Origin of the sequence: Sphingomonas qilianensis, from assembly GCF_039614825.1 — a bacterium.
Taxonomy (GTDB): Bacteria; Pseudomonadota; Alphaproteobacteria; order Sphingomonadales; family Sphingomonadaceae; genus Sphingomonas; species Sphingomonas qilianensis.
Genome location: NZ_JBDIMF010000004.1, coordinates 208,256 through 223,771 on the forward strand (window position 1 = coordinate 208,256; position 15,516 = coordinate 223,771).

General features: G+C 64.0%; 14 protein-coding genes and 1 pseudogene. 13 read left to right on the forward strand and 2 right to left on the reverse strand.

From position 1 onward, the window contains the following. The first annotated feature begins 101 nt into the window (after positions 1-101). The 10 genes from rbfA to ABC969_RS11165 all read left to right on the forward strand — a co-directional run bounded on the left by rbfA (position 102) and on the right by ABC969_RS11165 (position 10,087). Positions 102-518: a 30S ribosome-binding factor RbfA gene (gene rbfA, locus ABC969_RS11120; protein WP_345864977.1), complete on the forward strand. Its 417-nt coding sequence runs from the start codon at positions 102-104 to the stop codon at positions 516-518. After that, positions 518-1,105: a thymidine kinase gene (locus tag ABC969_RS11125; protein WP_345864978.1), complete on the forward strand. Its 588-nt coding sequence runs from the start codon at positions 518-520 to the stop codon at positions 1,103-1,105. The genes rbfA and ABC969_RS11125 overlap by 1 nt, the downstream gene beginning before the upstream one ends. A gap of 2 nt (positions 1,106-1,107) precedes the next feature. Further along, positions 1,108-2,079 (forward strand): tRNA pseudouridine(55) synthase TruB, encoded by a 972-nt coding sequence (truB, locus tag ABC969_RS11130; RefSeq protein ID WP_345864979.1) that lies wholly within the window; start codon positions 1,108-1,110, stop codon positions 2,077-2,079. 24 nt (positions 2,080-2,103) lie between these two features. Beyond that, entirely contained in the window at positions 2,104-2,373 is a 270-nt protein-coding gene (gene rpsO / locus ABC969_RS11135; RefSeq protein ID WP_261293249.1) for a 30S ribosomal protein S15, read from the forward strand. 164 nt (positions 2,374-2,537) lie between these two features. Then, entirely contained in the window at positions 2,538-4,946 is a 2,409-nt protein-coding gene (gene pnp / locus ABC969_RS11140; protein WP_345864981.1) for a polyribonucleotide nucleotidyltransferase, read from the forward strand. A gap of 272 nt (positions 4,947-5,218) precedes the next feature. After that, positions 5,219-5,617 carry a hypothetical protein gene (locus ABC969_RS11145; RefSeq protein WP_345864983.1) on the forward strand — a complete coding sequence of 133 codons (399 nt, stop codon included), beginning with the start codon at positions 5,219-5,221 and terminating at the stop codon, positions 5,615-5,617. Beyond that, on the forward strand, positions 5,551-7,140 hold the full coding sequence (locus tag ABC969_RS11150) for an HsdM family class I SAM-dependent methyltransferase (protein ID WP_345864985.1): 1,590 nt from the start codon (positions 5,551-5,553) through the stop codon (positions 7,138-7,140). The genes ABC969_RS11145 and ABC969_RS11150 overlap by 67 nt, the downstream gene beginning before the upstream one ends. Further along, entirely contained in the window at positions 7,140-8,141 is a 1,002-nt protein-coding gene (locus ABC969_RS11155; protein WP_345864986.1) for a restriction endonuclease subunit S, read from the forward strand. The genes ABC969_RS11150 and ABC969_RS11155 overlap by 1 nt, the downstream gene beginning before the upstream one ends. A gap of 353 nt (positions 8,142-8,494) precedes the next feature. Beyond that, complete coding sequence (locus tag ABC969_RS11160; protein ID WP_345864988.1) at positions 8,495-9,394, forward strand: hypothetical protein; 900 nt, start codon at positions 8,495-8,497, stop codon at positions 9,392-9,394. Between the two features lie 36 nt (positions 9,395-9,430). Next, positions 9,431-10,087 carry a hypothetical protein gene (locus ABC969_RS11165; RefSeq protein WP_345864990.1) on the forward strand — a complete coding sequence of 219 codons (657 nt, stop codon included), beginning with the start codon at positions 9,431-9,433 and terminating at the stop codon, positions 10,085-10,087. 8 nt (positions 10,088-10,095) lie between these two features. Here the strand turns inward: ABC969_RS11165 and ABC969_RS11170 are convergent, their stop codons facing one another. Continuing rightward, positions 10,096-10,380, reverse strand: coding sequence for a chorismate mutase (locus ABC969_RS11170; RefSeq protein WP_345864992.1), 285 nt, complete (start codon positions 10,378-10,380; stop codon positions 10,096-10,098). Positions 10,381-10,484: 104 nt separating this feature from the next. Between ABC969_RS11170 and ABC969_RS11175 the strand changes: the two genes are divergently transcribed. Then, entirely contained in the window at positions 10,485-11,504 is a 1,020-nt protein-coding gene (locus ABC969_RS11175) for a polyprenyl synthetase family protein (protein WP_345864993.1), read from the forward strand. Between the two features lie 3 nt (positions 11,505-11,507). On the opposite strand, the gene ABC969_RS11180 is transcribed toward ABC969_RS11175, so the two are convergent. Further along, on the reverse strand, positions 11,508-12,476 hold the full coding sequence (locus tag ABC969_RS11180) for a cation diffusion facilitator family transporter (RefSeq protein WP_345864995.1): 969 nt from the start codon (positions 12,474-12,476) through the stop codon (positions 11,508-11,510). A 223-nt stretch (positions 12,477-12,699) separates the two neighbouring features. Between ABC969_RS11180 and hrpB the strand changes: the two are divergent. Next, a pseudogene (gene hrpB, locus ABC969_RS11185) lies at positions 12,700-15,161 on the forward strand (ATP-dependent helicase HrpB). Positions 15,162-15,194: 33 nt separating this feature from the next. Then, positions 15,195-15,488, forward strand: coding sequence for an ETC complex I subunit (locus tag ABC969_RS11190; RefSeq protein WP_427916130.1), 294 nt, complete (start codon positions 15,195-15,197; stop codon positions 15,486-15,488). Positions 15,489-15,516 lie beyond the last annotated feature (28 nt).

Sequence of the window (15,516 nt, forward strand, 5' to 3'; positions counted from 1 at the left end):
GCGCAGGCTGGCATCTCGTGCCGCAGGGCTGACCCCGCCGTCTTCCCTGCGGCACGAGACCCCGGCTTTTGCCGGGGTGACGCAGGCAGGAAGGCCGCGTCATGAGATCCACCGATACCTCCGAATCCCGCATTGTCCGCTTGCTGCGGGTCGGCGAACAGATGCGTCACACGCTGAGCGACATCCTCGCCCGCGGCGATGTGCATGACGAGACCTTGGCCAAACACATGGTCACGGTCACCGAAGTGCGCATGTCCCCCGATCTGCGCCACGCGACTGTGTTCGTGAAGCCCTTGCTCGGCAAGGACGAGGAAGCCGTGTTGAAGGCATTGCGCACCAACACCGCATATCTGCAGCGCGAATGCGCCAACCGCATCAGCATGAAATATGCTGCAAAGCTGAAATTCCTGATCGACCAGAGCTTCGACGAAGGCAGCCATATCGAGCAATTGCTGCGCGATCCAAAGGTTGCACGCGACCTGAATTCTGCTGACGATGCAGACAACGCAAACGGCTGATGGCCAAGCTGTACTTCTACTATGCCAGCATGAACGCCGGCAAATCGACCAATTTACTGCAGGCCGATTTCAACTATCGCGAGCGCGGCATGCGTACCGTGCTGTTCACGGCGGCGATCGATGATCGCTTTGCGGCGGGCACGGTTACGTCGCGCATCGGGCTCGGCGCTGATGCCATCGCGTTCGAGCGGGATACCGATCTGGTCGCGATCGTGCACCGCGCGGGCGAGGCACCGCCAGCGTGCGTGTTGGTCGATGAGGCGCAGTTTCTCACCGCTGCCCAGGTCGATCAACTCGCCACGCTGGCTGACGTGCACGGTATCCCGGTGCTCGCATACGGCCTGCGCACCGATTTTCAGGGCGAGCTGTTCGAGGGCTCCGCGCGACTGCTGGCCATTGCCGATACGCTGATCGAGATAAAGTCCGTGTGCATGTGCGGGCGCAAGGCGACGATGAACCTGCGCGTCGATGCCGCGGGCATGCCCGTTGCCGAGGGGCGACAAACGGAAATCGGCGGCAATGACCTGTACGTCGCGCTGTGCCGGCGGCATTTCAACGAAGCGCTTGGTGCCGGCGCCGGAGCGTAAAGATGCATGGCTGGATCATTCTCGACAAGCCTCTCGGGCTCGGGTCGACGCAGGGCGTCTCGGCGGTGAAGCGGGCGCTGCGCGATGGCGGCTATGGCAAGTTCAAGGTCGGTCATGGCGGCACGCTGGATCCGCTCGCCACCGGGGTGCTGCCGATTGCCATCGGCGAGGCGACGAAGCTTGCTGGTCGCATGCTGGACAGCGACAAGGTGTATGACTTCACGATCGGCTTTGGCGTGCAGACGGATACGCTTGATCTGGAAGGCAAGACAATCGCAACAAGCGACGCGCGGCCCACGCTGGCCGAGATCGAAGCGGTGCTGCCGCGCTTCACCGGCCCGATCGAACAGGTGCCGCCGGCCTATTCCGCGCTGAAAGTCGACGGGCAGCGGGCATATGATCTGGCTCGGGCGGGCGAGGAGGTCGTGCTGGCAAGCCGATCAGTGGTCATTCACGCTCTTCAGGCATGTCATCCCAGCGAAAGCTGGGATCTCGATGAGGCACGCGCACCCGTTCCCTCGCAAGTCTCCAAATTTCGCTTGGGTGACAGTGGAGAAGTCGGCGCCGGTTTGGATGCCATCACCCTCACCGCGCACGTCTCCAAAGGCACCTACATCCGCAGCCTTGCCCGCGACATCGCCCTCGCCCTAAACACCGTGGGCCACGTCACCATGCTGCGCCGGACCAAAGCCGGCCCCTTCACGCTCGAATCCGCGATATCGCTGGACATTCTGGCCGAAAACGGTAAGGCCCGCGCGCTAGAAGACAAACTCCTGCCCTTGAGGGCGGCGCTGGACGACATCCCGGCCCTTCCTCTTACCCCCGATCAGGCAGGGCCGCTCCGACAGGGGCGGGTGTTGATCGGGATTGTCGCAGACGACGGCCAATATTTTGCGTGTTTCGGGGATCTCCCCGTGGCGCTGGTGGAGGTCCAGGACCGCGAGGTCCGCGTCGTTCGTGGCTTCAATCTGTAGCTCGATGTCGAAGGACTGAAGAATATGACGATTACCGCAGAGCGCAAGGACGCGCTGGTCAAGGATCACGGCCGCGCCGAAGGCGATACCGGTTCCACCGAAGTCCAGGTCGCGATCCTCACCGAGCGTATCCGCAACCTGACCGAGCATTTCAAGACGCACAAGAAGGACAATCATTCGCGCCGCGGGCTGCTGATGATGGTCAACAAGCGGCGCTCGCTGCTGGATTATCTCCGCAAGACGGAAGGCCAGCGCTACCTCGATCTTATCGCGAAGCTCGGTCTTCGCAAGTAACCCGGAAACGGCGCCTTCGGGCGCCGTTTTCATATCCTCTTTCGCCATTCCGCAATTCGGCGGCTTGGCCAAGCAGGGCCACGACAGGCCCGAAACCGCGCAGGCCGGCTTAGCCTGCACATAGGCCCCATCCGCATCTGGCGGGTGGCGTTGAAGGAAACAATATGTTCGATACCAAGACCGTAAGCGCCCAATGGGGCGGCAAGACGCTGACGCTGGAAACCGGCCGCGTCGCGCGCCAGGCCAATGGCGCCGTGCTCGCCACGCTCGGCGAAACCGTCGTGCTCTGCGCCGTAACGGCCGCACGCACCGTGAAGGAGGGCCAGGATTTCTTCCCCCTCACCGTCCATTATCAAGAAAAGTATAGCGCCGCCGGCCGCATCCCCGGTGGCTTCTTCAAGCGCGAGCGCGGCGCCACCGAAAAGGAAACGCTGACCAGCCGCCTGATCGATCGGCCGATTCGGCCTTTGTTTCCGGAGGGTTTTTATAACGAGATCAACGTTATTTGCCAGGTGCTCAGCTATGACGGCGAGAATGAGCCGGATATGCTGGCGATGGTCGCGGCATCCGCGGCGCTGACCATTTCGGGTGTGCCGTTCATGGGGCCGATCGGCGCGGCGCGCGTCGGCTATATCGACGGGGAATATATCCTCAACCCGACGGTGGAGCAGATCAAGGAGGGCGAGCTCGACCTGGTCGTCGCGGCCACCGGCAATGCCGTAATGATGGTCGAATCCGAAGCCAAGGAGCTGTCCGAAGAGGTCATGCTCGGCGCGGTGAAGTTCGCGCATGACGCGTGCCGCGAGGCGGCCAATCTGATCATCGACCTGGCCGAGCAGGCCGCCAAGGAGCCGTGGGAAATGGCCGAGCAGGCCGATCTCACCGCCGCCAAGGACAAATTGAAGAAGCTGATCGGCAAGGACATCGCCGCCGCCTATAAGGTGACCGACAAGTCCAAGCGTTCGGACCTGCTCAACGCCGCGCGCGCCAAGGGCAAGACCGCGTTCGCCGATGCGACGCCGCAGGACCAGATGGCCGCGGGCAAGCTGATGAAGAAGCTGGAAGCGGAAATCGTCCGCGGCGCGATCCTGAAGGACGGCACGCGCATCGACGGCCGCACCACCACCGAGATCCGCCCGATCGAGGCGATGGTCCACTTCCTGCCGCGCACGCACGGCTCGGCGCTGTTCACGCGCGGCGAGACGCAGGCGATCTGCACCACCACGCTCGGCACGCGCGACGCCGAGCAGATGATCGACGGCCTCAACGGCCTGTCCTACGAAAACTTCATGCTGCACTATAACTTCCCGCCCTATTCGGTCGGCGAAGTCGGCCGCTTCGGCGCCCCCGGGCGTCGCGAAGTCGGCCACGGCAAACTCGCCTGGCGCGCGCTGCACCCGGTGCTGCCGAGCAAGGAAGAGTTTCCGTACACGATCCGCGTGCTCAGCGACATTACCGAGAGCAACGGCTCGTCGTCGATGGCGACCGTGTGCGGCGGCTCGCTCAGCATGATGGACGCCGGCGTGCCGCTGAAGCGCCCGGTCTCGGGCATCGCCATGGGGCTGATCCTCGAAGGCAAGAACTTCGCGGTATTGAGCGACATCCTCGGCGACGAGGATCATCTCGGCGACATGGACTTCAAGGTCGCCGGCACGTCCGAGGGCATCACCACGATGCAGATGGACATCAAGATCGCCGGGATCACCGAAGAGATCATGGGCAAGGCGCTGGCGCAGGCCAAGGAAGGCCGCGCGCATATCCTGAACGAAATGGCCCGCGCGCTCGACCATACGCGTGAAGAACTTTCGGCACACGCGCCGCGCATCGAGACCTTCTCGATCGACAAATCGAAGATCCGCGAAGTGATCGGCACCGGCGGCAAGGTGATCCGCGAGATCGTCGCGCAAACGGGCGCCAAGGTGGATATCGACGACGAGGGCGTGATCAAGGTCAGCTCGTCCGATCCGGCGCAGATCGAGGCGGCGGTGAAGTGGATCAAGGGCCTCGTCGAGGAAGCGGAAGTCGGCAAGGTCTATGACGGCAAGGTCGTCAACCTGGTCGATTTCGGGGCGTTCGTGAACTTCATGGGCGGCAAGGACGGGCTGGTGCACGTTTCGGAAATCCGCAACGAGCGCACCGAGAAGGTCAGCGACGTGCTGAGCGAAGGCCAGGACGTGAAGGTCAAGGTTCTGGAAATCGACCCGCGCGGGAAAGTGCGCCTGTCGATGCGCGTCGTGAACCAGGAAACCGGCGAAGAGCTGGAAGACACCCGCCCGGCGCGTGAACCGCGCGAAGGCGGTGATCGTGCGCCGCGCGGCGAGGGCCGTGGCCCGCGTCGTGATGGCGATGGTGGCCGTGGGCCGCGCGGCGACGGTGGTGCTGGCGGCGGCGGTGGCCGTGGTGACGGCGGCGCCGATCGTGGCCCGCGTGGCCCGCGTCGTGATGGCGATGGCGGCCGTGGCCCGCGTCGCGATGGCGGCGCCAAGGACGATGGGCGTCCGGCGCGCACAGAGAGCGGGAGCGAGGGCGAGCCTGAGTTCGCACCGGCGTTTTTGAACACCGATCGCGACTAAGCGCTAGCGTCTGCTTCGGCGGATAGAGAGGCGGCCCGGTGGCGACACCGGGCCGTTTTTTGTGTTGGCAAGCAGCATGGCGGTTCAAATGCCTCCCGCTCCGGCAAAATTCATAGATAGTCGTCATTTATCAACAGCTTGTCGCCGTTCGACCGTAATGCGCCAACATTGTGACCAACATAATGGATTGGCGGGATTGCGGCATGATCAGTCCTTCGATCATAAGGAGCCTTCACGTTTCCGGCGCATCGGGCGTTTGATAGGATAGCAGATTGCCAAAGTTGAAACCGAAAAACGAGCGCGACACAGAAAACCTCGTCCGTGACCGATATCGTAACCTTGGCTATAATCAGCCGGGAAGCGGGGTAGTCGTGACCGAACAAGCGACGCTGATCGAAGCGGCGCGTAAAGCGCTTTCGGCAGCAAGCAAGGCGGGCGGCGGCGGTAAGGGCGCGCCGGAGTTTATCGTCAGCGATCCGAGCACGCCGGACTTTATCATGGTCGTTGAATGCAAAGCATCGGTAGCCGATCATGCTTCAACCACCGCCGCAATCGATCTGCTGTCTGGCCCGCCGGGGAAATGCCAGACGAGTATAGAAGAAGAGTGTCGCGCTTCGCCGTGGATGGTGCGTTACATTACGCAAAGCACCTTTCAAAAGCGTTTAATGTAATCGCTGTCGGAGTTAGCGGGCAAACGTCTGCTGAACTTATCATATCGACGTATTTGCATACGAGGGACGCTGAAAAGCCTAAGCGCCTTACAACGAAGGGGGGCACCCCGGTTGATGACCTAATTCCATGGCCTGACTATATAGAACATGCAACCTTTGATCCTGCCGTCCAGTCGGTAAGACAGGCCGATTTGATGGCGTTCTCGCGCGAACTTCACGACTTTATGCGATCCGATATTAAAGCCAGTGAGAGCGAGAAGCCGCTTTTCGTTAGTGGAACATTGATAGCGCTGCGAAACAAAATATTCGCTAAAACGTTCAACGACTATACCCCGGATAAGCTACCGGCTGCTTGGCTGTCTGCTATCAAGACCGAACTGTCGGAAGCTGAGCTTCCGAAGTCAAAGCTTCTGACTGTAGTTTTACCATATACCGCTATCGCGGCGCATCCGGAACTTCCAAAGCCTAATAAAAGGTATCCCCGGGGCGTATTAAACGAACTTATCACGCGACTGAATGACAAAGTTTGGCCATTTATTAGTGTATACCATGACTTTGACGTTGTTGGCCAGTTCTACGGCGAATTCCTTAAATACACTGGCGGAGACAAGAAAGCCCTAGGTATTGTTCTTACACCTAGACATATAACGGAACTATTTGCGTTACTAGCCAACGTTAATAAGGATAGCAAAGTTCTTGATCCTTGTGCAGGAACCGGCGGCTTCCTCATCGCCGCTATGCACCAGATGTTCAAGACTGCAATTACTGAAAGTGAGAAAGAATCCATAAAGAAGAATGGATTGATTGGGGTTGAGCAGCAGCCAAATATGTATGCTCTCGCTGCAAGCAATATGCTTTTACGTGGAGACGGAAAAGCAAATCTTCATCAGGCCTCTTTTTTTGAGCCTGACATTCTGAAAGAGATCAAGCTTCGTAATTGCGACGTAGGGCTGATTAACCCACCTTACTCGCAAGACGATGAAGAGTTGCATGAACTATACTTCGTCTTAAAAATGTTAGAGTGCCTAACTCCGGGCGCAACGGGCATTGCTATCATACCAATCAATTGCGCGATCTCGCCCCATAAAGCGCGTGCGGAGCTTTTGCGTCTTCATACCCTAGAAGCTGTCATGTCATTGCCAGTTGACTTATTCGCACCTGTCGGGGTGATTGCATGTGTCATGGTATTCACTGCCCATAAGCCGCATTCAGTATCTAAAAAGAAAACTTGGTTCGGATATTGGAGTGATGACGGGTACGTGCGCACGAAACATTTGGGTAGGATCGATCAAAATCGAACCTGGAATGATACTAGAGATCATTGGGTAGAGACGTTTCGGAACCGGGAAATAATACAAGGATATAGTGTTTCTCGTAAAGTGACGGATGCAGATGAATGGTGCGCCGAAGCTTATATGCAGACGGACTACACCACGATCACGCCGAAGGACTTCGAGAAAGAGGTTCGAAACTATCTAGCCTTTAAGATCACGCATGGCGATCTGCAAGAAGATGCAGTATAATGGTTAAGCTGAATTCGGTATTCAATGTTGAGTATGGAAGTAAGTTGGACCTCAACAAAATGTTACTTGTTGATAAAGCAGGTGGCGGTGTTAATTTTGTTGGGCGATCGTCGGTTCATCACGGCGTCTCGGCGACCGTGGCTCGTTTGTTTGATAAGGAGCCATATCCGGCGGGAAGTTTAACGGTTGCCTTAGGCGGGACAAAGCTGCTTGCATCATTTGTTCAGCTTGAAGAATTTTATACCGCGCAAAACGTCGCGGTTCTGACGCCGCTCGTGGAACTCACCTTGGCCCAGAAGCTGTATGTCTGCCTAGCGATCCGTCATAACCGCTTTAGATATTCTGCGTTCGGCAGAGAGGCCAATCGTACCCTCCGAACATTAGAGATTCCGGCGGTGGCGGATTTTCCTGCATGGATAGGAAGCGTTTCCGCAGACCTAGACGTGAGCAAGTATCAGGCTTCGGCATCTGGCTCAAAGATCGTGGAAATATCCACGGTCGGGTGGTCGCTATATAGACTTGATAATCTTTTTGAGATTAAAAAGGGACTGCGTCTTACTCAATCTAAGATGACAGATGGAGAAATTCCATTTGTTAGTGCGATCGATAAGAACAATGGGATACGTCAGAAGATCGGCGCCGCTGCTAAGCACTTAGGTAATTTAATTACCGTAAGCTATAACGGTAGCGTCGGTGAGGCATTTTATCAACCGACTCCGTTTTTCGCGTCTGACGATGTAAACGTGCTGTACCCGAAGTTTAAGCTTACCGAAAACATTGGATTATTTCTGTGCGCGATTATTCGCAAAGAGGCTTTCCGCTTTAGCTATGGGCGGAAGTGGACTGCTGAAAGAATGCGTGCGACCGAAATACTGCTACCTTCGGTTGGGGGCTTGCCAGACTGGTTGTGGATCGAAGAATTTATGAGTTCGGTCCCGGGGTCAGCGGCTCTAGTACCGGACGTGATCGATGCGCAGCTTCTTTCCTTGGCGAATGCTTGAAAGACCTTTTTCGCCGGACACCGATTTGGATTGCCCCGCGATGGCGTTCTGTCTCGACCGGCGGAAACGTCCAAAAGAGTATGAGCCAGCGAGACAGCCCAATGAGACGGGACATCCGTCTCATTGGGTCTGATTCCAATTGTCGGACTGGAACGATGTGATCGACTTTTAGGCGGAACGACCCTCAGCAAAAAGCAATAGACCACGTCGTCCGAAACCGCTGTGGCGCCGCCGGCCGGCTTCGGTGCCGGTCGCGATTTAGCTCTCGCCAAATCTCGACGCCGGGCTGTCCTACAGACCCCAATCCAGCATATCTGATCCGTTCCTGTCACAGCCCAAGGGAACACATTACCATGAGCGCAAAGACCAGCCCGGCCCGCCGCGCCGCCTTCATGGCGGCGGTGGCGGAGACGGGGAATCGGACGTTGGCGGCGGAGCGGGCCAAGGTGTCGGCGTCATGGGTAACGCTGCACCGCAAGACCGACCCCGCATTCCGCGCCGAGCTGGACGCGGCGCTGGCCAGCGCGCGGGCGCGGCTGACGGCGCAGCGCGGCGGTGCGGCGGGGATGACGCCGGCGGCGGGCTGGCGCGCGCTGGCGGGGGAGGAACTGGTGGTGCGTGGCGGCAACGGGCGGCGCACGCAGATCGCGCGCGCGCGGCTCAGGCAATGGACGCCGCGGATCGAGGCGCGGTTCCTGGCGGCGCTGGCCGGATGCTGCAACGTGCGCGCGGCGTGCGCCGCAGTGGGGCTGAGCGTGGCCTCCGCCTATAATCACCGCGCGCGCTGGGCGGCGTTTGCGCAGGGCTGGGACGAGGCGCTGGCGGTGGGCTATGAGCGGATCGAAGGCGCGCTGCTCGCGGCGGGCTGCGCCATGCTGGAGCTGTCGCGCGCGGGCGGCGGCGGGCCGGATGCGGATCGGGGTGCAAGCGCAGCGCGGGAGCTGGGCGAGATCGCGCCCGAGCTGCTGATTTCCGGCATGACCGTCGACGCGGCGCTGCAATTGCTGTGGCTGCACCGGCAGCAGGTGCGCGGCGCGGGCGGCGCGCCGGGGGCGCGGCCGCGCGCGCGCGACACCAACGCGGTCTATGCGCGGCTCGAACGGCAGCTCGACCGCTTCGACCGCCAGCGCGCGCGCAAGGCCGCGGGCCGGGCGGACGCGGCGGCGGATCGGCGCGGGATCGCGCACGGCGCGGCGGTGGTGCGGGGGCTGGGCTCAGGGGCGGCCCGGGGGGACCGGCCGCCGGAGGTTTGACCTTGCGGGCGGCGGCTGGTGCGATAGGTTGCGGCCATGTTCTGGATCGCCCTGGCTCTCGGGATTGCGCAGCAGCCCGCGCCGGCGCCCCCGCCGGAACCGCCGGGCTTCGACCCGCAGGTGATCGACCCGGCCAGGGACGATCGGCCGCGCATCACCATCCTGTGCGATCCCGTGCGCTACCGCTTTTCGATCCGCGCAAGCGCCGATGCGGCGACGCTCGATCGCAGCTATCCCCGGCGCCTGGTGATCGATCCGGCGACGCTGATCGCCCCGCTGCCCGGCGCGACCGGGGAAGACGACATTCGTGGATTCCTGATCCGCTATGTCACGTGCGGGCCTTATGCCCTGCGGCTGGCGGGCGACGCCTATAATGCCAATGTGCAGGGGGAATCGGGCGCCTATCCCGAATTTGCCACGATCAGCATCACCAGCGGCGCCCGATGGGTGTATCCGGCGCTGCGCGACGGGACGCGGCTAACGGATTGCGACCGTGCGCTGCCGCGTGCGCGGCCCTGCCCGATCGGCTATGCCATCCGCCTCGACGGCGCCTATGATGCCAGGACGAAAAAGCTCGTGCTGACGGAGACGCGGTCCTCCTACGACACGGATGTGGCCGACGCCCGGGGCGAGCGGCAAACCCTGCTGATCGATGACGACGTGTCGCTGTGGCGGGTGCGGCCGAAGGACTGAGCGAACGCTCAGCCTTCGGCGGCGAGCCGCTCGTGGTGGCGGATTACTTCATCGATGATGAAGCGGAGGAATTTTTCGCTGAATTCGGGATCGAGATCGGCCTGCTTGGCGAGCCCGCGGAGCCGCGCGATCTGCGCCTCCTCGCGCCCCGGATCGGCCGGGGGGAGGCCGCTGGTCGCCTTGTAGCGCCCCACCGCCTGCGTGACCTTGAAGCGTTCGGCGAGCAGGAAGACGAGCGCGGCATCGATATTGTCGATGCTCTGGCGAAAGCCGCTCAGCGTCTCGTCGGTCACGTGCCTGTCTCCCCCATTGCCGCGCGTCTTGTGCGGGGCGCGGGGGCCTGGCGCAAGCCCGAAAGGCTTGCCTTTGGCGCGCCCTGTCGCCACATGGCGGGGACATGAGCGCCACCCTCCACCGCCTCGACGCGCGCCACGGCCGCGCGCCCTCGCTCGACCCCATGGTCCAGCTGGTCGCGGGGGACATGAACATGGTCAACGCGGCGATCCTGGATCGCATGCAATCGCAGATTCCGCTGATTCCGGAGCTGGCCGGGCATCTGATCGCCGGCGGGGGCAAGCGCATGCGGCCGATGCTGACGCTGGCGAGCGCAAGGCTGCTGGGCTATACCGGCAACCGGCATTACCGGCTGGCCGCGGCGGTGGAGTTCATCCACACCGCGACGCTGCTGCACGACGATGTGGTGGATGGCAGCGATCTGCGCCGCGGCAAGCGCACCGCCAATCTGATCTGGGGCAATCCGGCGAGCGTGCTGGTGGGCGATTTCCTGTTCAGCCGCAGCTTCGAGCTGATGGTCGAGGATGGCAGCCTCAAAGTGCTCAAGATCCTGTCCAACGCCAGCGCGGTGATCGCGGAAGGCGAGGTCAACCAGCTGACCGCGGCCAGGCGCGTGGAGACGAGCGAGGAGCGCTATCTCGATATCATCGGCGCGAAGACCGCGGCGCTGTTTGCCGCGGCGTGCCGCATCGCCGCGGTGGTGGCGGAACGGCCCGAGGCGGAAGAAGCGGCGCTGGATGCCTATGGCCGCAATCTCGGCATCGCGTTCCAGCTGGTCGACGATGCGATCGATTACGTGTCGGACGCGGGGACGATGGGCAAGGATGCCGGCGACGATTTCCGCGAGGGCAAGGCGACGCTGCCGGTGATCCTGGCCTATGCGCGCGGCGGGCCCGAGGAGCGCGTGTTCTGGAAGGCGGCGATGGAGGGGCACCGCGCGAGCGATGACGATTTCGCGCATGCCGTGGGGCTGATCCGCTCGACCCGCGCGATCGACGATACGCTGGCGCGCGCGCGGCATTATGCGCAGCGCGCGATCGATGCGCTGGGCGGGTTCGCCGCCGGCCAGGCCAAGGAGGCGATGATCGAGGCGGTCGAGTTCGCCGTGGCGCGCGCGTACTGAGCGCTAAACGGTGGCGGTATCGGCCATCGCGCACTCTTCCCGCCCGGTTTCGACCTGCAACGTGGCGTGGCCGATGCCGAACTTGTCGTGCAGCATGGTGCGGGCCGCATTCAGGAACGCGTCGCCGGGCTGACCCGCGGGCATGACGAGATGCGCGGTGAGCACCGGCTCGGTCGTGCTCATCGGCCAGATATGCAGATCGTGCACGCGCACCACGCCCGGCAGCTCGCATAGCGCCTCATCGACATGATCGAACTCGATCCCGCGCGGCACCGCGCCCAAGGACATCTCGACCGATTCGCGCAGCAATCCCCAGGTCTGCCAGAAGATCAACGCGGCGATGACCAGGCTGACAAGCGGATCGATCCAGCTGAGCCCGGTGCGCCAGATGACCAGCCCGGCGACGACCACGCCGGCCGAGACCAATGCGTCCGCCGCCATGTGCAGGAAGGCGCCGCGGATGTTGATGTCGCCCTTGCGCCCGCGGGCGAACAGCCAGGCGGTGACGCCGTTGACGAGGATGCCGACGCCGGCCACCACCGCGACGGTCGGCCCCAGCACCGAAGTGGGTTCGCCGATGCGCTGCACCGCCTCCAGCACGATCGCGCCCAGCGCCACCATCAGCAACAGCGCGTTGAGCAACGCCGCCAGGATCGAGGAGCCGCGCAGGCCATACGTGAAGCGCTTGGAGGGCGGGCGCGCGGCCAGCGTGGCGCCGGCCCAGGCCACCGCGAGGCCGAGCACGTCGGACAGATTGTGCCCGGCATCGGCGAGCAGCGCGACCGAATTGGCGGCAAAACCGTAAATCGCCTCGATCACCACGAAGGCGAGATTGAGCGCGATGCCGATCGCGAAGGCGCGGCTGAAATCGGCGGGCGGGGCATGATCATGCCCGTGGTGGCCGCCGTGCCCCCCGTGCCCCCCGTGCGCTGCGCCATGCGCGTGGCCGTGATGATGATGGTGGCCGGCCACGTGATTCTCCATTGCTGCAGTGCGGCTTAACATTGCTGCGGCGTGAGATACTAGGACGCTGAGCGCCTAGGTGGTCATCCCAGCGCACGCTGGGATCTCAAGCGGCGGGCGCTGAACGAGAGCCGCATGAGACCCCAGCGTGCGCTGGGGTGACGCGAACGGAGGATCGCGCGAAAATGTCGCTGTGCTATCGGATGCCGTTTGTGGCAGCAGCACAGCGCCGATGACCGACCTGCCGATCCTTGCCGTCCTGCCCGACCTGCTCGCCGCTCTCCGCGACGGATCCAACGCCGTGCTGGTCGCGCCGCCGGGCGCGGGCAAGACGACGGCGGTGGCCCCTGCCCTGCTGGCGGAACCGTGGTGCAGCGGCGAGATCCTGCTGCTCTCGCCGCGCCGGCTGGCGGCGCGCGCCGCCGCCGAGCGGATGGCGGCGCAGGCGGGCGAGCCGGTGGGGCAGACCTTCGGCTATGCCACGCGGATGGACAGCAAGCGTTCCGCAAGCACGCGCGTGACGGTCGTCACCGAGGGCATTTTCGTCAACCGCATCCAGGCCGATCCCGAGCTGGCCGGCGTTTCCGCCGTGTTATTCGACGAAGTGCATGAGCGCAGCCTGGACAGCGATTTCGGGCTGGCGCTGGCGCTCGACGTGCAGGGCGCGCTGCGCCCCGATCTGCGGCTGGTGGCGATGTCCGCCACGCTGGATGGCGGGCGCTTCTCCGGGCTGATGGGAGGCGCGCCGGTGATCGAGAGCGAGGGGCGCTCCTATCCGCTGAAGCTGCAGTATCTCGGGCGCGCGGCGGAAGCGCGGATCGAGGACTCGATCGCCGCCGCCATCCGCACGGCGCTGCGCGACGAACAAGGCGGCGTGCTCGCCTTCCTGCCCGGCGTGGCGGAGATCGAGCGCACCGCCGAGCGGCTGGAGGGGCTGGGCGACGGCATCGTGCTGCACCGGCTGCACGGCAGCCTGGACCCGCAGACGCAGCGCGCGGCGATCCAGCCCGATGCCGAGGGGCGGCGCAAGATCGTGCTGGCGACGTCGATCGCGGAAACCAGCCTGACGCTGGATGGCATCCGCGTGGTGGTGGATTCGGGGCTGGCGCGGCGCCCGCGCTATGATCGCGCCGCGGGGATGACACGATTGGTGACCGAACGCGCGAGCCAGGCCGCGGTGACGCAGCGCGCGGGGCGCGCGGCGCGGCAGGGACCGGGCGCGGCCTATCGGCTGTGGGAGGAGGCGGCGACCGCCGGGCTGCCACGGTTCGATCCGCCGGAGATCCTGGAGGCCGATCTCTCCGCGCTGACGCTGGATTGCGCCTTGTGGGGCGTGGCGGATCCGCGCTCGCTGGCGTGGCTCGATCCGCCGCCCGCCGCGGCGGTGGCCGAGGCGCGCGCGCGGCTGGCGGCGCTGGGCGCGATCGACGCGGATAGCCGGCCGACGCCGCATGGCCACGCCATTGCCAAGCTGCCACTGCCGCCGCGGCTGGGGCATATGCTGGTGCGCGCGGGCGAGATGGGGCTGGCGCAGACCGCAGCGGAGATCGCCGTGCTGCTGGGCGAGCGTGGGCTGGGCGGGAATGATCCGGATCTGGAAGCGCGGCTGCGGCGCTGGCGCGGGGAACGTGGGGCACGGGCCGAGGGCGGGCGGAAGCTGGCGAGAAGGTGGGCACAGCTGGCTCCCCTCCCGCAAGCGGGAGGGGGGAAGAGGTCGGCATCTGCATCGCGCTGGCCTTTCCGGATCGTATCGCGCGGCGTCGCGACTCGAGCGGCGAAACCTGGGCGTCGGCGGGCGGGCGCGGATTCAAACTGGACTCCGCCACGTCGCTTGCCCGCAATGACTGGCTCGCCGTGGCCGAGACGCAGGGCATGGCAGCGGGCGCGCGGATCCTGTCCGCCGCGGCGATCGACCAGGCGATGGTGGAAACGCTGTTCGGCGACCGGATCGAGACGCGGCGGAGCGTGAACTTCGATCCCGCCACCGGGGGCGTGCAGGCGATGCGCGAGCGCCGGCTGGGCGCGATCCGGCTGGCGAGCGGCCCCGATAGTGCGGCGGAACCGGCGGCGATCGCGGCGGCGCTGGGGGAGGGACTGCGCACGCATGGGCTGGGGCTGTTGCCGTGGAGCGATGCCGCGCTGGCCTTGCGCCACCGTGCCGCTTTTGCTGCGCAGCATGGCGGCAGCGATGTGGCGCTGGACGATGCCGCGCTGCTGGCGCGCGCGGACGAATGGCTCGTGTCTTTATTGGACGGCAAGCGCCGGCTGAGCGCGATCGAGCCCGGCGCGCTGACCGACGCGCTGCGCAACCTGATCGGCTGGGACGCGATGCGCACGATCGACCGCCTCGCCCCGACGCATTTCGACAGCCCGGCCGGCAGCAGCCATCCGATCGATTACGAGGCCGAGGGCGGCCCGCGCGTCGATCTGCGCCCGCAGCAATTGTTCGGCCTGGCGACGCATCCGATGATCGGCGGCGGGCGCGTGCCGCTGGTGCTGAGCCTCACTTCCCCCGCGGGGCGCCCGATCCAGACCACGCGTGACCTGCCCGGATTCTGGGCGGGCAGCTGGGCCGATGTGGCGCGCGAGATGCGCGGGCGCTATCCGCGCCACCCCTGGCCCGACGACCCGGCATCCGCGGCGGCGACAATGCGGACGAAAAATGCGGATGCACGCGCGCGCCAACCGCGATAGAGACGCGGGCAGGATTCGAAGGACCGCCCCCCAATGCCCAACCCCTTGCCCACCGCCCGCATCTTCCAGCGCCCCAAAAACTCCACCCAGTCCGGCCGCGCGCGCACCGACGCCTGGGTGCTGGAATTCGAGCCGGCCGAGCCCAAGAAGCCCGATCCGCTGACCGGCTGGGCAGGTTCGGGCGATACGCGCGATCAGGTGAAGCTTGGTTTCCCCACCGCCGAGGCGGCGATCGCTTATGCCGAGCGCGAGGGACTGGCCTTCACGGTGATCGCGGCGCCCGAGCGCAAGCTGAAGCTGCAGGCCTATGCGGATAATTTCCGGTAGGATTCGACCTACTCGACATCGGGCCGGG